Here is a 14,275-nt window from a genome sequence, read left to right on the forward strand (position 1 = left end):
GCGACTTATTCTCAGAATTCTATGCGATCACGGAAAGCGATAATGTCTCGAAACAACGGCGTATCATATTCCTTTGGTGTTTCGCTTTCGCCTGTCACCCACTTCAGAAGATCTCGGTCGAGCACCTCAAGAATCTGCTCAAACTCATCCAGCTGTGCATCGGTGAAGGTTGGAAGATATTGATCGGCATATTGCCCAAGGATCAAATCCATCTCGCGCATACCACGATGCCATGCGCGAAACAGAAGCTTGCGACGCCTTACATCAAGTTTTCCTGCCGCAAGTGTGCTGCCAGTCATTGTTTGAGCGCTCCATTAACAAATATGTCGCCGGTATATAGCATCTCGAACGAAAGTGGGAACCCGTTTCCGCAATAAGAACAAAAATAGTACAAAACTATTTCAAAGGCTTGCGCAGAAAAGCAAAGCAGTTAATGCTCCTGCTATGCGTCCGTCTGTGCTTGATCCATTTTTCGCTTCCGTCCGCTCGCTTTCTGGTATTGGCCCGAAAGTGGCAGCTTTGCTTGGCAAACTTTTAGGCACTGACGTACCGGGAGCTGAACCCAAAGTCGGCCAGCTTCTGTTTCTGCCGCCGAACAGCGTTATCGACCGACGCAACCGCCCCGGCATCGCTCTTGCGCAGGAAGGCGCAATTGTTACGCTGGAAGTGAAAATCGATCAGCACCAGCCTCCACCACGCGGAAAAGGCAATGTCCCGCATCGTGTGATCGCACATGATGATACTGGCGAAATCGTCCTCACCTTTTTCCATGCGCAACTGCCATGGCTTGAAAAAACGTTGCCCGAAGGCGAAACTGTCATCGTTTCAGGCAAGGTTGAATGGTTTAACGGACGCGCTTCAATGGTGCATCCCGATTATATCGCCAGCTTAGAGGATGCGGCCAATCTGCCGATGGTTGAGCCGGTTTACCCGCTAACTGCCGGACTTTCATCGAAAACGCTTGGTCGCGCGATGAAAGAAGCACTAACCCGCGTGCCTGTTCTGCCCGAATGGATCGATGGGCCGCTGATTGCGCGGGAGCGCTTTACCGCTTTCAAAGACGCGCTCGACACGATGCATCTGCCCGAAGATCCGAGCGATATAGCGCTTGAAGGCATCACACGGCGCAGGTTGGCCTATGACGAATTTTTGGCCGGACAACTTGCTTTGGCACTGGTGCGAGCTAAAACGCGCCGACTTTCAGGACGTCCGCTTGACGGCACTGGCCGCATTGTGACTGAAATCATGCGCCATCTACCCTATAAACTCACCAAAGGTCAGGATCAGGCAGTTCGTGAAATCATCACCGACCTTAAATCACCGGAACGTATGCTGCGGCTTTTGCAAGGCGATGTGGGTTCGGGCAAGACAATCGTTGGCCTTTTATCAATGGCACATGCAGCTGAATCCGGTGGGCAGTCTGCATTGATGGCGCCCACAGAAGTGCTGGCGCGACAACACTTTGCAACGATTGCCCCATTGGCTGAAAAAGTCGGTCTGAAAGTGGCTCTGCTTACTGGCCGTGATAAGGGGAAGGAACGAACTGCTACACTTGAAGGCCTGAAAAGTGGCGAAGTCGATATTATCATCGGCACACATGCGCTTTTTCAGGAAAAAGTCGAATATCACGATCTCGTCTTTGTTATTATAGATGAGCAGCATCGCTTTGGTGTGCATCAGCGTTTGATGCTGACAGCCAAAGGCACCGCACCTGATATGCTGGTTATGACGGCAACGCCGATCCCGCGCACACTCGTGCTGACTGCCTTTGGCGATATGGATGTATCCAAGCTTACCGAAAAGCCAGCTGGACGACAGCCAATCACCACGGCGATTCTACCAATGGAGCGAATGAACGAACTCGTTGAGCGCATTCGGAAAGCGATTCAAGAAGGGCAGAAAATCTACTGGATTTGTCCATTGGTGGAAGAATCCGAACTTGTTGAACTGACTTCTGCCGAAGAACGTTTTGAATCACTGAAGCCGGTGTTTGGTAACAAGATCGGCCTCATTCATGGCCGCATGAGTGGTGCAGAAAAAGACGACGCCATGCGCGCTTTCAAGCAAGGAGAAACGCGGCTTCTTGTTGCAACGACCGTCATTGAGGTTGGCGTCGATGTGCCGGATGCAACGATCATCGTCATCGAACATGCGGAACGTTTCGGCCTATCTCAATTGCACCAGCTGCGCGGACGCGTTGGTCGTGGCGACAAACCGTCCACCTGTCTTCTGCTTTATAAAGGCCCGCTTGGTGAAATCGGGCAGGCGCGGCTCAAAGTGATGCGCGAAACGGAAGATGGTTTCCGCATTGCCGAGGAAGACCTGAAACTTCGTGGTGAAGGCGAACTGCTCGGTACACGTCAATCCGGCACGCCGGGCTTCCGGCTTGCTTCGATTGAGGCGCATGGTGACTTGCTGGAAATCGCCCGCAAAGATGCGCGTTATATTCTGGCGAGCGATCCTGATCTTGAAGGCGAACGTGGGCAAGCTTTGCGTGTACTGCTCTATCTCTTCGGGCGTGATGAGGCGATCCGGTTGCTTCGGGCAGGATAACCGATAACAAAATGGCCGCATCGCTGCGGCCATTTCTGTTTTTATTCTACCGTCACCGACTTCGCCAGATTGCGTGGCTGATCAACGTCAGTCCCCATCAGCAACGCTGTGTGATAGGCCAACATCTGGATCGGCAGAGCATAAACCAGCGGTGTAATGAACTCCGGCATGTCAGGCAAAACAATGGTCGCCATCGTATCAATACTCGCAGAAGCAGCACCCTTCTTATCGGTGATAAGAATGATACGACCGCCGCGTGCAGCCACTTCCTGCATATTGGAAACGGTCTTCTCATAAAGACGATCCGACGGCGCAATGACAATAACCGGCATGGTTTCATCGATCAGCGCAATCGGGCCGTGCTTCAATTCGCCAGCCGCATAGCCTTCAGCATGGATATAAGAAATTTCCTTGAGCTTCAGCGCGCCTTCCATAGCCAGCGGGAAGGATGTTCCGCGACCGAGATAAAGCACATGATTGACCTTGGCCAGCTCGTGGCAAACTGCTGCAATCTGGTCTTCAAGCTTCAGAACCTGATTGATGAAACGCGGTGCTTCGGAGAGCTGCCGCACCAACTCCTGTTCACGCTTGTCATCAATCGCACCGCGTGCTTTTGCAGCAGCAATGACGAGCGATGCCATCGTGGAAAGCTGGCAGGTGAAAGCTTTGGTTGAGGCCACGCCGATTTCGGGCCCGGCAAGCGTTGGGAAAACAGCATCTGATTCACGGGCAATGGTCGAGCCCGTGACATTGACCACAGATGCAATCTTCAGGCCCTGCGACTTGCAATAACGCAGAGAAGCAAGCGTATCCGCCGTTTCACCAGACTGCGAAACGAACATCGCGAGCGAATCTTTTGAAAGCGGCATTTCGCGATAGCGGAATTCCGAAGCAATATCGCTATCGACTGGCAGACGTGCGATCTGCTCAAACCAGTATTTGCCAACAGAAGCTGCATAAAAAGCCGTGCCGCAGGCAGAAATCGTCAAGCGATCAATCTTGCTGAAATCTATGCTGACTGCTTCCGGACGCACCTTACCGGTGGTGAAGTCGAGATAATTGGCAAGCGTGTGCGAAATCACTTCCGGCTGCTCAAACATCTCTTTCTGCATGAAGTGACGGTGATTGCCCTTCGAGACCAACATATTGGCTGACTGCGACTTCTGAATTGCGCGCTCAACCTCTACATTGTTCTCGTCATAGACGGTCACGCCCTTGCGGGTCAGCACGGCCCAGTCGCCATCTTCAAGATAAGCAATCGTATCGGTGAACGGCGAGAGCGCAATAGCGTCAGAGCCGAGGAACATTTCGCCGTCACCATAGCCAACGGCCAGTGGTGGTCCCTGACGGGCACCAATCAGCGTTTCTTCATCGCCTTCAAATAGGAAAGCGAGAGCAAAAGCACCCTGCAACAATGGCAGACAATCGCGTACGGCTTCAACTGGCGATTTGCCCTTATTCAATTCGCGCGTCACGAGATGTGCAACAGCTTCGGTATCGGTTTCGGTCTCAAACTTGTAGCCTTCAGCTGAAAGCATAGCCCGCAGTTCGGCAAAATTTTCGATAATGCCGTTATGGACCACAGCCAACCGTGGCGTGATATGCGGATGCGCATTGCGCTCAACAGGCTTGCCATGTGTGGCCCAGCGGGTATGGCCAATGCCAATCACGCCCGGAAGTGGCTCGCCTGCCAGACGCTTTTCCAGATTGACCAGCTTGCCTTCCGCGCGACGGCGGTCAAGCTTTCCACCCAGCAGCGTAGCAATACCAGCGGAATCATAGCCGCGATATTCAAGCCGCTTCAGCGCATCAACCAGACGCGGTGCAACTTCGTCATTGCCGATGATGCCGATAATTCCACACATAGAGTGCTCCAAATCCAAGATTCACGCATATAGCTGCGATTTAAAACTTATAAAGCAGAACGGCAACCCGGAGGATTGCCGCTATTGTCATCCAATGGTCTTTTATTTCTTTGCCGTTTTAGCCGCTTTGATGGCAGCGTACTTCTCACGCAGCAGCTTTCCACGACCTTCTTTCGTTTCCTGTCGTGCGCGACCAAAAGCCAAAGCGTCGGCAGGCACATCATCCGTGATCGTGCTACCAGACGCAATATAGGCATTGTTGCCAATTGATACCGGCGCAACAAGCGAGCTGTTGGATCCAACAAATGCGTTTTCGCCGATCACGGTTTTATACTTGTTATAGCCGTCGTAATTGCAGGTGATCGTACCTGCGCCGATATTGCTGGATGCTCCAACCACCGCATCGCCGATATAGGTGAGATGGTTGATCTTTGCGCCCTTGCCGACTTCTGCATTTTTCACTTCGCAGAAATTGCCAACTTTTGATTTTTCGCCAAGATTTGCACCGGGACGCAAGCGCGCAAACGGTCCAATCTCTGCGTTGACACCAATCTTTGCGCCTTCAATATGCGAAAAAGCATGGATCAACGCGCCCGATGCGACATGCACGTTTGGTCCGAAGAATACATTCGGCTCAATAATTACATCAGCTTCGACCAGCGTATCGTGCGAGAAGAACACGGTTTCAGGAGCGATCAACGTCACACCGGCCAGCATCATTTCCTGACGCTTACGATTCTGCCAGATGTTTTCCGCAACAGAAAGCTCTGCGCGATTGTTGATGCCAATCACATTATCGACCGGCACTTCAATCGCTACAACATTCAGGCCCTTGCCATGGGCGAGAGCGACGATGTCAGTGAGATAATATTCACCCTTGGCGTTTTTGTTATCAACCGCATCGAGCAATGAAAGTGCGTGCGCACCCCGAACTGCCATCAAGCCGCCATTGCAGAAGCCGATTTCCTTCTGCTCGTCGGTTGCTTCTTTTTCTTCGATAATGGCGACAAGTTTGCCGCCTTCTTCAATCAAACGACCATAACCGTGCGGGCTTTCAGGACGGAAACCGATAACAACAACATCTGCGCCTTCCGCAAGCTTATTGCGTGCGGCCTGCAATGAATGCGCTTCGATCAGCGGCGTATCGCCAAATACGATCAGCAGATCATCATATCCGCGTTCAATCGCTTCGCGTGCGGCCAGAACCGCATGCGCCGTACCAAGCCGTTCTTTCTGCTCAAAAGCAGAAACAGCATCGGCAACTTTTTCGACCGCGCCGCGTACTTCATCAGCACCACGTCCAACGACCAGCGCTACGTCGCTTTTACCAGTGCCTTGCACAGCTTTGACCACGTGAGAGACCAGCGGCAGGCCAGCCACCTGATGCAGAACTTTTGGCAGGTTCGATTTCATACGTGTGCCTTCGCCAGCGGCAAGCACGATGGAAAGGCAGGTACGGTCGGTCATTTTATCGTCCAGAATGATTGAAGGCTTCTCTGCTCAATAGCATCAAAGCGTATATGGAAGCTTACGGCTCGTTATCCAAGTCTGCCCAATGCCGGGAACGTTTCAAGAAGCCAGAATGAGAAAGACTGCATCCCGCCCGTCAGAAACAGAATACCGGCAAGGATTAGAAGCACACCCATTACCTTCTCAACCTTGCCGAGATGCACACGGAAGCGCGACAAAAATCGCATGAATGCACCAGAGAAAAGAGCAGCAATCAAAAACGGAATACCAAGGCCAAGCGAATAGACTGCCAGCAGTGCAGCGCCTTCACCGACAGTGCTGCTACCGCCTGCTAAAGTGAGAATTGGCCCCAGCACCGGACCGATGCACGGTGTCCAGCCAAAGGCAAAAGCCAGCCCCATGACATAAGCGCCCAATGGCGTTGCAGGCGCACTACGCGCCTGAAAACGTGCTTCGCGCGAAAGAAATGAAAAGCGAAGAACGCCGAGGAAGTTGAGGCCCATCAGTATAATGACAATGCCTGCAACCATTGCGATTTCCTGCTGCCACATACGCAGGAATGCGCCAATCGATGATGCACCGGCACCAAGGGCTACAAAAACAGTGGTAAAGCCAAGAACAAAGCAAATAGCTGCAAAAGCAAGTGAGCGGCGATGGTTTGGTGCCGCAGCGACTCGCGCTTCTTTTTCCGCGCGAAAATCTTCAACGCTTACACCTGCCATGTAACAAAGATATGGCGGGACCAACGGCAATACACAGGGCGAAAGAAATGACAATGCCCCTGCCCCGGCTGCTGTTAAATAAGAAACACTAAGCACTAAAACCTCATTCTTCACATAAATCGGTTCTTATCTGATACAGATAAATTACTCTATTCATTTGTTTTTGAACAAACCTGAAAAATATTTGTTTTGTCCAGAGCACTTGCGGTGACCGCAGTTTACTGGCCTTATAACGCTGCTGCGACATTAATTTAAATATTTTTAATACCGCATATCATTCGAACACAAGTTCGCCCCAAAGCGGGATCATTTGCCAGATTTTAGATTGCTCCAGACTGGACAGCGCTCCGATGAGCTTAATTGACGATAAAGAACCTTCTTCAGCTCAGCCCCCAAAGAGGTCATTTTTCGGCTGGCTGAAACGGTACCAGCACTTTTTGTTTCCAATCGCGGGCATCGCAATCGCGCTGCTGGCGATTTATGTTCTCGGTAATCTACTTCAAAACACCTCGCGCAAAGAGACGCTTGATGCATTCCATGAAATGCCATGGACCACCATCGGCCTTGCGGCCCTGTTTACGATGCTCAGCTATGCGGCAGTTGCACTTTACGACGTCGTTGCGGTCGACACCATCGCACCCAATCAGATTCCCCGCCGCATCGCTGCGGTTGCGGGTGCCGCCGGCTATGCGATCTCAAACGCCATTGGTTTTTCGCTGCTGACAGGCGGGGCACTTCGCTACCGTATTTATGCAGCTGAAGGTATCAGTCTGGCCGACATTGGCAAGATCGTTGGCACTTCATGGTTTGCAATCTGGTTTGCGCTCATCATCATGGTAGGGGCCGCCCTTCTGATCGATCCACAGGATGTACCGTGGATTTCGACTATTGATCCCCGAATTGATATCGTCGCGGGTATTATTATTCTCGGTGGGATCGCCTGGCTCATCTACTGGCTTTCCCATGGACAACGTACGCTGCGCATCGGCTCAATAAATCTGCGATTGCCAAACTCAAAGGGCGCAATCACACAAATTCTCGCTGGCCTCGTCGATGTTGGTGCTGCGGCAGCAACGCTTTACGTTCTGATGCCTCAGGATGCTGTTCCAAGCTTCGCAGTTTTCTCACTCGTTTACGTAATTGCGATTGTTCTTGGTATCGCAAGTCATGCGCCGGGCGGTCTTGGTGCCTTTGAAGCGACCATCATCGCGGGTCTGGGGATTGGCGATAATCCGCAGGCGATTGCCGGTCTGCTGGCCTACCGCGTCATTTATACAGTGATGCCGCTCGTAGTTTCGACGATTGGCCTGCTGATCTGGGAAGCGATGCGCCGCGGACAAATGCTTGGGCGACAGGCCAAATTTGCCAAGCGCCTTGTCGAGCCGCTGATACCGGGGCTTTCCGCCAGCATTATCTTCCTTGGCGGCATTATCCTGCTGGTGTCGGGCGCAACACCCGATATGCGCTATCGCGTCAAAATCCTTTCGGGCATTGTTCCGGAGTTTTTTGTCGAGACATCGCATCTTGCCGCCAGTCTTGTTGGTGTTGCTCTGCTCATTGTCGCACGTGGCTTGTTCAAACGCCTTGAGCGCGCATGGATTGCGGCGATCGTTCTTCTCCTGTTTGGTGCTGTTTTCTCGATTGCCAAGGGGCTCGACTGGGAAGAAGCAAGCATTCTCTGCGTCTTTGCGCTGGCTCTTTGGGGGTTTCGGGACTCCTTCTATCGGCGTCCTATTTCTGGCCCCTTTGAATTGAGCTGGAGCTGGATTGCTTCAGTCGGCACGACGGTGATTGTCTCAACATGGCTCGGCTTCTTCGTCTATCGCCATGTCGAATACTCCAACAATTTATGGTGGGATTTCGCGTGGAACGATAATGCGCCGCGCTTCTTGCGCGCAACAGTTCTGGTCTTTGCTGTTGTCGCAGCATTTGGTCTGCATTCAATCATCAACCGTCATAGCCAGCGTAAGCGCAAACGCGACTATTCAATCCCCGATGCAGTTCCATCACTCGTCGCGGAATGTCCACATACCGATGCGGCACTTGCTATGCTGGGCGACAAGCAATTCTTGCTGGCACCCGACGACAGCGCCTTCATCATGTATGCGCAATCAGGCGGAAGCCTTATTGCCTTGGGCGAACCTATCGGCGCAGCGCAAAGCGGCAAAGACCTCGCATGGGCATTCCATAGTCTTGCAGACAAAATGGCGCTTCGCACAGTATTTTACGGAGTTGGTCCACAAAGCCTGCCGCTATTTCTTGATATGGGGCTTGTTGCCCTCAAGCTGGGCGAAGTTGCGCGCGTAAACCTTGCAGACTTTTCTTTGGAAGGTCCGCGCAGGCAACCATTCCGTTATGCGGATCGTAAGGTTGACAAGGACGGGCTGACTTTTGAAGTCATCGACGTGAAAGACGTGCCGCCACTCGTGCCACGTCTGCGCGAAATCTCTGATGCATGGCTGGACCATAAGTCTGGCAGCGAAAAAGGCTTTTCGCTTGGCTATTTCGACAATGATTACATGAAGCGCTTCGATGTTGCCGTCCTCAAAAAAGACGGTGAGATTGTCGCCTTTGCCAATCTTTGGCGCGGAGCTGACAAATATGAAATCACCGTCGATCTCATGCGTTACATGCCGAATGTGCATAAGTTGCTGATGGACGCACTTTTTGCCAAACTGCTCATGTATAGCAAAGATCAGGGCTACAAATGGTTCAATCTGGGTGCCGCCCCGCTCTCAGGCCTAAACCGCAGCAGACTGGCTTCACGGTGGAACCGTTTCGGCTCTTTCATCTACCGGCGAGGCGCTGATCTTTATCACTTTGATGGTCTTAAAGCCTTCAAGGAAAAATTCGATCCCGTCTGGACACCGCATTATATGGTTTGTCCCGGCGGGCTTGAAACACCGCGTGCACTTATCGATGCAACAACCCTGATTAACGGCAGCCCTCTGGAGTTTATCCGCAAATGAAGAAGCGACGCATTCTTTTGACAGTCTTCGGACTGGCGCTGCTTGGTGCAGCAGGTGCTTATGCTGCAATGCATTCGGGCAAGATCGCTCGTCATTGGGCACAGTTCTTCAATGCTGACGAGCCCGTCATCCATGCCAGTGCAGAGCGACTTTCAAACATTCCGGTCTATATGCCGAAAGGAGATCCGGTCGGGCTCTCCATATTGCTGAGCGACGAAAACGGCATCGGCGATAATGAGCGCAGCTATATGGATGCGATGCTTGCCCGAAACATCATCGTGCTTCCGGTCGAACTCGGCCCGTGGCGGGCAGCACTCGATAAGGAAGACGGTGAGTGCAATTATCTCGACTCTGACTTTGAAGCCATTGCTAAGGAAGCGCTGCGCGGGCTGGATCTGGATGTCTACTTCCACCCGGTTGTTACTGGCATTGGACAGGGCGCCACAATCGCTTATGCTGCTGCCTCCGACTCTCCGGATGCCACGATTGCCGGTGCAATCGCTCTCGACCCAACGCCGGCAAAAACCCGGCTGCCCTCTTGCACGGAGGAAGCGGACGCCGTCAAAGCCCCGGGCGGTGGTTTCACTTATGAATATGATGCGAAAATGCCTGCACCAACGCTTGTGATTGGCCCGGCAGGCTCGCAAGTCAACAATCCATTGGAAGCACGACAGAAAAAAGTAGCCGTCTTGCAATCCGGACCGGATTTCGCCTCTCGTATGAAGATAGCGGTCGACAATGTGGTTGCCATGGCGGACCAGGACGCCAAAAACGAAGCACTGCCTATCGTTGACCTTCCAGCCAAAGGTGGAAAGGCTGAAATGGTTGCGGTGTTTTACTCAGGCGACGGCGGCTGGCGCGATCTCGACAAATCCATTGGCGAATGGCTGCAAGCAAATGGCGTTCACGTTATCGGCGTCGACTCACTCCGCTATTTCTGGTCAGAGCGGACGCCTGAAGAAATTGCGCGTGATACAACAGCCATGATCCAGAAAGCTGATCCGACAAACAAACTTCCAGTCACGGTTTTGGGCTATTCGTTTGGCGCAGATACCTTTCCCTTCGCGTGGAAATATCTGGACCCGGCCATGCAAGATCGCACGAAGATGATTGGCCTCTTGGGCGTAGAAACAACGACGACGTTTCAGGTTTCCATTGAAGGCTGGCTTGGAATGGATGGGGACAAAGATGTCGTGCCAGCCATCTCAACCATCCCGCTTGATCGCGTGGTCTGTGTTTACGGCGAGGAAGAAGACGATACTGCTTGTACCGCGCCAGAACTCAAAGGCGCTGATCTGATGAAGCTCGCTGGCGGTCATCACTTCGATGAAAACTATGAGCCAATTGCAGCTGCTCTCTATGAGAAAATGCGCTCACGCGCTGGCTTGCCACCACGTCCAGCGAGCTAGAATATATAAAGGCACGGAGACAAGTCGGTGTCTTTATCGTTTCAGTTTTGGCGGTCGCGTGCAGTTTCCAGCACACCAAATGGGGTGCTTGAAACACCAAGTTCTGCCCATACATTGCTGTATCCGCGAATAAACAAATGAAAGACATTGAAATGATCGGCCGATTTAAACCAGCGCAACAGCGGAAAGCCTCGCACCAATTGGGCCGTTTGGACGACGCAACTTGAGTGTCAGTGCTAGTTTTTGACGAACGCGCCCTTGCCCAGCCAAAGTTGCACATTTAAACGTGAATATTAACAGGAACATTGGCGATTGACTTCACCGAGGAAAAATTGAACAGACCAACCATAATCACGTTGTCTACTATACCATCCCGCTTTGGACTGCTGGGGCCCACACTCCAATCACTTCTGCAACAAAATCTAAAAGCCGCAGAAATCAGGATTTATATCCCGCATCAATACCGTCGCTTTCCTGAATGGAACGGACAATTACCATCGGTACCAGCGGGGATCGAAATCCACCGGTGCGACAAAGATTATGGACCGGCAACGAAAATTCTACCTGCCGCTCGCGACCTAAAAGGGCATGCGGTCGATCTGCTTTTCTGTGATGATGATAAAATTTATGATCGTGGATGGCATAAGCGTTTTAAAACAGAATCCCAGCAAAAGCCGAATACATGCATTGTCGAAGTAGGAGAAACTTTCCCTGACATCGCCGATAGTGCCCGGCCGAAAGACAGGCTTCCACGCAGCCGTTGGAAGAAAAAAGATTTTCTGTACCGTGCGAAGCGCATATTGAGCTTATTCACAGTGAAACCCAACCTGTCCAGTAGCGGATATATTGATCAGATTTCGGGATTTGCCGGCGTCTTGGTGCGTCCTGAATGGTTCGATGAACTATTCTACGATATTCCAGACGTGATGTGGACAGTTGACGACCCTTGGATCTCAGGCCACCTCGAACGTGTAGGTATCCCTATTTGGAACACAGGCCGCCGTAAAAAGCTATCTGAAGGCGGGGGGAGCAAAGTTGATGCCCTCCTCAATCTTGTTCAAGAAGGACATGACCGCGTCGACGCTGATTTGAAGGTAATCGATTACTTTCGAGAGAAATATGGAATTTGGCAGAAAAGCGACATCCTCGATGAGCAAGCGAGCCTTCGCACCACATCAATGCGCGAAATGCTGCGACGCCGAACGTTAGAAATTCGCGATCAAGCGATAAAATAAATAGACTATATATATGTAAATGCGCTTCACTTGATAAATAAATCAAATCCATCAAGAGAAGCGCATTATCATTATTCCTATATTAATTTTTACAAGAGTTTTCAAAATTAACGCAACTCAAGGGAAGATTATAAAGCGATTTATTTCATATTATTTTTTTTAATACATGCAAGCAAATTCAAGAAATATAACATGCTGCCTACCCTTGCCAAAATGAGCCGTTGAACCATATCGTTGTCTATATACTCATGCTTAAGGGAGTTTACGAAATGAGTGATGCAGGTGTGGGTTGGATCGCCGCAATCATCATTGGAGGGCTAGCAGGCTGGATAGCTTCGAACTTCATGAATAGTGATACTGGCATATTCATGAACATCGTTCTTGGCATTATCGGTGCCGCAATCGCGAGCTTTATATTTGGATTTGTCGGTGTTTCATTTGGCGGTTGGCTTGGATATCTGGTGTCAGGTTTCATAGGAGCTTGCATACTTATATGGCTTGGAAGGGCAATCACTTAAAGCCAGAAAGTGGACTATAAATACCCCGCGCGTTGCGGGGTTTATTTTTGGGATTTTCAAAAAATAAGCCAAAAAACTAAGAAAAGATTTTAATTAATTATAAGGCTTATATAACTTTATTTGCATTGAAACTGAATATGCAATCCGTCTAATAAAGTCTTGTAGACTGTTTTTTCGGGGGGCTGGAGTGATACGCATATTATTTCTTCTGCTTGGTCGGGAGATTATCCAGCGGCATTGGAGAACCCTACTCGCTATATCCATTATCTGGATCATCGGCGGTTCGCTTATAATAATCGACGCGCTGGATGGAAAGACAGTAATATCAGCCCGTCTTTTCGGTTATTTTCTATTGCCAGAGGCTGCCCTATGCCTTGTTGCAGCCGTTGCGAGTTATGGCACAGCGCGTAGAATGCGAATCGTGCAAGGCGTAGCACTTCTCGGTGTCAGCATATTAATCTTAAGCTCTACGCCAGCAAGCAACTTCGCGCTCGCGGTGCTATTCGGCTTTTGCTTTCTGGTTGATGGAATTGTGCGCATCGGCAGTGCCTGGGTTGTCCGATATCCGCGCTGGAAGATTGGACTCATCGGCGGCGCGGTCGAAGTTTTAATCGCGATATTCACACTGCAACCGTGGCCGACGTGGTACGAAGGAACAGTTGGCACAAATGTTGGTGCAGTTCTCGTGTTGACCGGCATCGGCCTTTTAAACATCGCCTTCCGGATAAAGCGCCTCGAAAATGGTGCCTCACTGACGAATATTCTGAGTAGAAATCCATTTAGCCATCGCGCGGCAGAACTTTATCGAAAGCGAGTCTCGAAAAATCGTAAGCATTTGACCGTTCATGTTTGGACGCCAACCGGCACTGCGATGACAACTCTACGCCAGCGCGCAATCAATCGATACATTGCAGCGGTGGATAGCAAAGGCGCCATATCCACCGGACACGCTGCATTGGAAATGGAGCCTGATCTTTATATTAGCCATTATCCAGCCTCTGAAATTGATCGCAATCCTGATGAGTTTAGCCGAACATTAAGAGCCACGGCAGACAATAATGTCCCGGGACGCTTCCTTCCGAGCTATGAATTTGAATCCAATGATTGGTGCCCTTCAACCGTTCAGGTTGTCATCAAGAATATTGATTCCAGACGTTTGCGAACCTTTTGGAAGCACTACCGCGCAAATGATACCTACAATCTAACCAATAGAAACTGTTCCAGTGCTGTGGCCGATGCGCTGGATGCTGCGGTTGAAGGTGTTTATAGAGACCATCAATGGCCCGTCTTCAAAGCGCTAAAGGCCCTCGCCTTTCCAGAATTGTGGGCAGCTGGATTGATGCGCAAACGTGCAGAATCCATGGCTTGGACCCCTGGACTGGTTCTGGATTATGCGCGTGCACTTTCGGCCCTGGTCGATGCTTCCGAACGCCGCCCGACGAAACAAAACATTCAACTTGTTAAAAAATATAGTCCTCGGAAATCGAAGATTAAAGCCAACTAAGCTGTTTAGAACCAGCAATTTTGATGCCGT

General features: G+C 51.0%; 10 protein-coding genes. 6 read left to right on the forward strand and 4 right to left on the reverse strand.

The genetic code is table 11. The features are described from left to right. Positions 1–11: 11 nt before the first annotated feature. Positions 12–299, reverse strand: a complete 288-nt coding sequence (locus tag U2P60_RS06540; protein ID WP_413571890.1) for a succinate dehydrogenase assembly factor 2 — start codon at positions 297–299, stop codon at positions 12–14. 145 nt (positions 300–444) lie between these two features. Here U2P60_RS06540 and recG point away from each other — a divergent pair, with 145 nt between their 5' ends. Further along, a complete protein-coding gene (gene recG, locus U2P60_RS06545) occupies positions 445–2,553 on the forward strand; it encodes an ATP-dependent DNA helicase RecG (protein ID WP_413571891.1) in 2,109 nt (702 codons plus the stop codon). A gap of 41 nt (positions 2,554–2,594) precedes the next feature. Here the strand turns inward: recG and glmS are convergent, their stop codons facing one another. From glmS to U2P60_RS06560, 3 genes are all read right to left on the reverse strand, one after another. Next, a complete protein-coding gene (gene glmS, locus U2P60_RS06550) occupies positions 2,595–4,418 on the reverse strand; it encodes a glutamine--fructose-6-phosphate transaminase (isomerizing) (RefSeq protein ID WP_413571892.1) in 1,824 nt (607 codons plus the stop codon). 102 nt (positions 4,419–4,520) lie between these two features. Then, positions 4,521–5,885: a bifunctional UDP-N-acetylglucosamine diphosphorylase/glucosamine-1-phosphate N-acetyltransferase GlmU gene (gene glmU, locus U2P60_RS06555; protein WP_413571893.1), complete on the reverse strand. Its 1,365-nt coding sequence runs from the start codon at positions 5,883–5,885 to the stop codon at positions 4,521–4,523. A 71-nt stretch (positions 5,886–5,956) separates the two neighbouring features. Continuing rightward, the gene (locus U2P60_RS06560) at positions 5,957–6,706 is read right to left on the reverse strand and encodes a cytochrome c biogenesis CcdA family protein (protein WP_413571895.1); all 750 of its coding nucleotides are present in this window, start codon (positions 6,704–6,706) and stop codon (positions 5,957–5,959) included. Between the two features lie 254 nt (positions 6,707–6,960). On the opposite strand from U2P60_RS06560, the gene mprF reads away from it, so the two are divergent. From mprF to U2P60_RS06585, 5 genes are all read left to right on the forward strand, one after another. Beyond that, positions 6,961–9,579 carry a bifunctional lysylphosphatidylglycerol flippase/synthetase MprF gene (gene mprF, locus U2P60_RS06565; RefSeq protein ID WP_413571896.1) on the forward strand — a complete coding sequence of 873 codons (2,619 nt, stop codon included), beginning with the start codon at positions 6,961–6,963 and terminating at the stop codon, positions 9,577–9,579. Then, the gene (locus U2P60_RS06570; protein WP_413571897.1) at positions 9,576–10,988 is read left to right on the forward strand and encodes a virulence factor family protein; all 1,413 of its coding nucleotides are present in this window, start codon (positions 9,576–9,578) and stop codon (positions 10,986–10,988) included. The genes mprF and U2P60_RS06570 overlap by 4 nt, the downstream gene beginning before the upstream one ends. A 332-nt stretch (positions 10,989–11,320) precedes the next feature. Then, positions 11,321–12,223 carry a glycosyltransferase family 2 protein gene (locus tag U2P60_RS06575; RefSeq protein WP_413572012.1) on the forward strand — a complete coding sequence of 301 codons (903 nt, stop codon included), beginning with the start codon at positions 11,321–11,323 and terminating at the stop codon, positions 12,221–12,223. A 269-nt stretch (positions 12,224–12,492) separates the two neighbouring features. After that, the gene (locus U2P60_RS06580) at positions 12,493–12,741 is read left to right on the forward strand and encodes a GlsB/YeaQ/YmgE family stress response membrane protein (RefSeq protein ID WP_313829856.1); all 249 of its coding nucleotides are present in this window, start codon (positions 12,493–12,495) and stop codon (positions 12,739–12,741) included. Positions 12,742–13,429: 688 nt separating this feature from the next. Beyond that, positions 13,430–14,245: a hypothetical protein gene (locus tag U2P60_RS06585; RefSeq protein ID WP_413571899.1), complete on the forward strand. Its 816-nt coding sequence runs from the start codon at positions 13,430–13,432 to the stop codon at positions 14,243–14,245. Positions 14,246–14,275: the final 30 nt, after the last annotated feature.

This window comes from Brucella sp. H1_1004 (assembly GCF_047308065.1).
Taxonomy (GTDB): domain Bacteria; phylum Pseudomonadota; class Alphaproteobacteria; order Rhizobiales; family Rhizobiaceae; genus Brucella; species Brucella pseudogrignonensis_B.

Coding starts and splice junctions, on each gene's coding strand:
- U2P60_RS06540 (WP_413571890.1), bottom strand. CDS start 299: ATGACTGGCAGCACACTTGCGGCAGGAAAACTTGATGTAAGGCGTCGC.
- recG (WP_413571891.1), top strand. CDS start 445: ATGCGTCCGTCTGTGCTTGATCCATTTTTCGCTTCCGTCCGCTCGCTT.
- glmS (WP_413571892.1), bottom strand. CDS start 4,418: ATGTGTGGAATTATCGGCATCATCGGCAATGACGAAGTTGCACCGCGT.
- glmU (WP_413571893.1), bottom strand. CDS start 5,885: ATGACCGACCGTACCTGCCTTTCCATCGTGCTTGCCGCTGGCGAAGGC.
- mprF (WP_413571896.1), top strand. CDS start 6,961: ATGAGCTTAATTGACGATAAAGAACCTTCTTCAGCTCAGCCCCCAAAG.
- U2P60_RS06570 (WP_413571897.1), top strand. CDS start 9,576: ATGAAGAAGCGACGCATTCTTTTGACAGTCTTCGGACTGGCGCTGCTT.
- U2P60_RS06580 (WP_313829856.1), top strand. CDS start 12,493: ATGAGTGATGCAGGTGTGGGTTGGATCGCCGCAATCATCATTGGAGGG.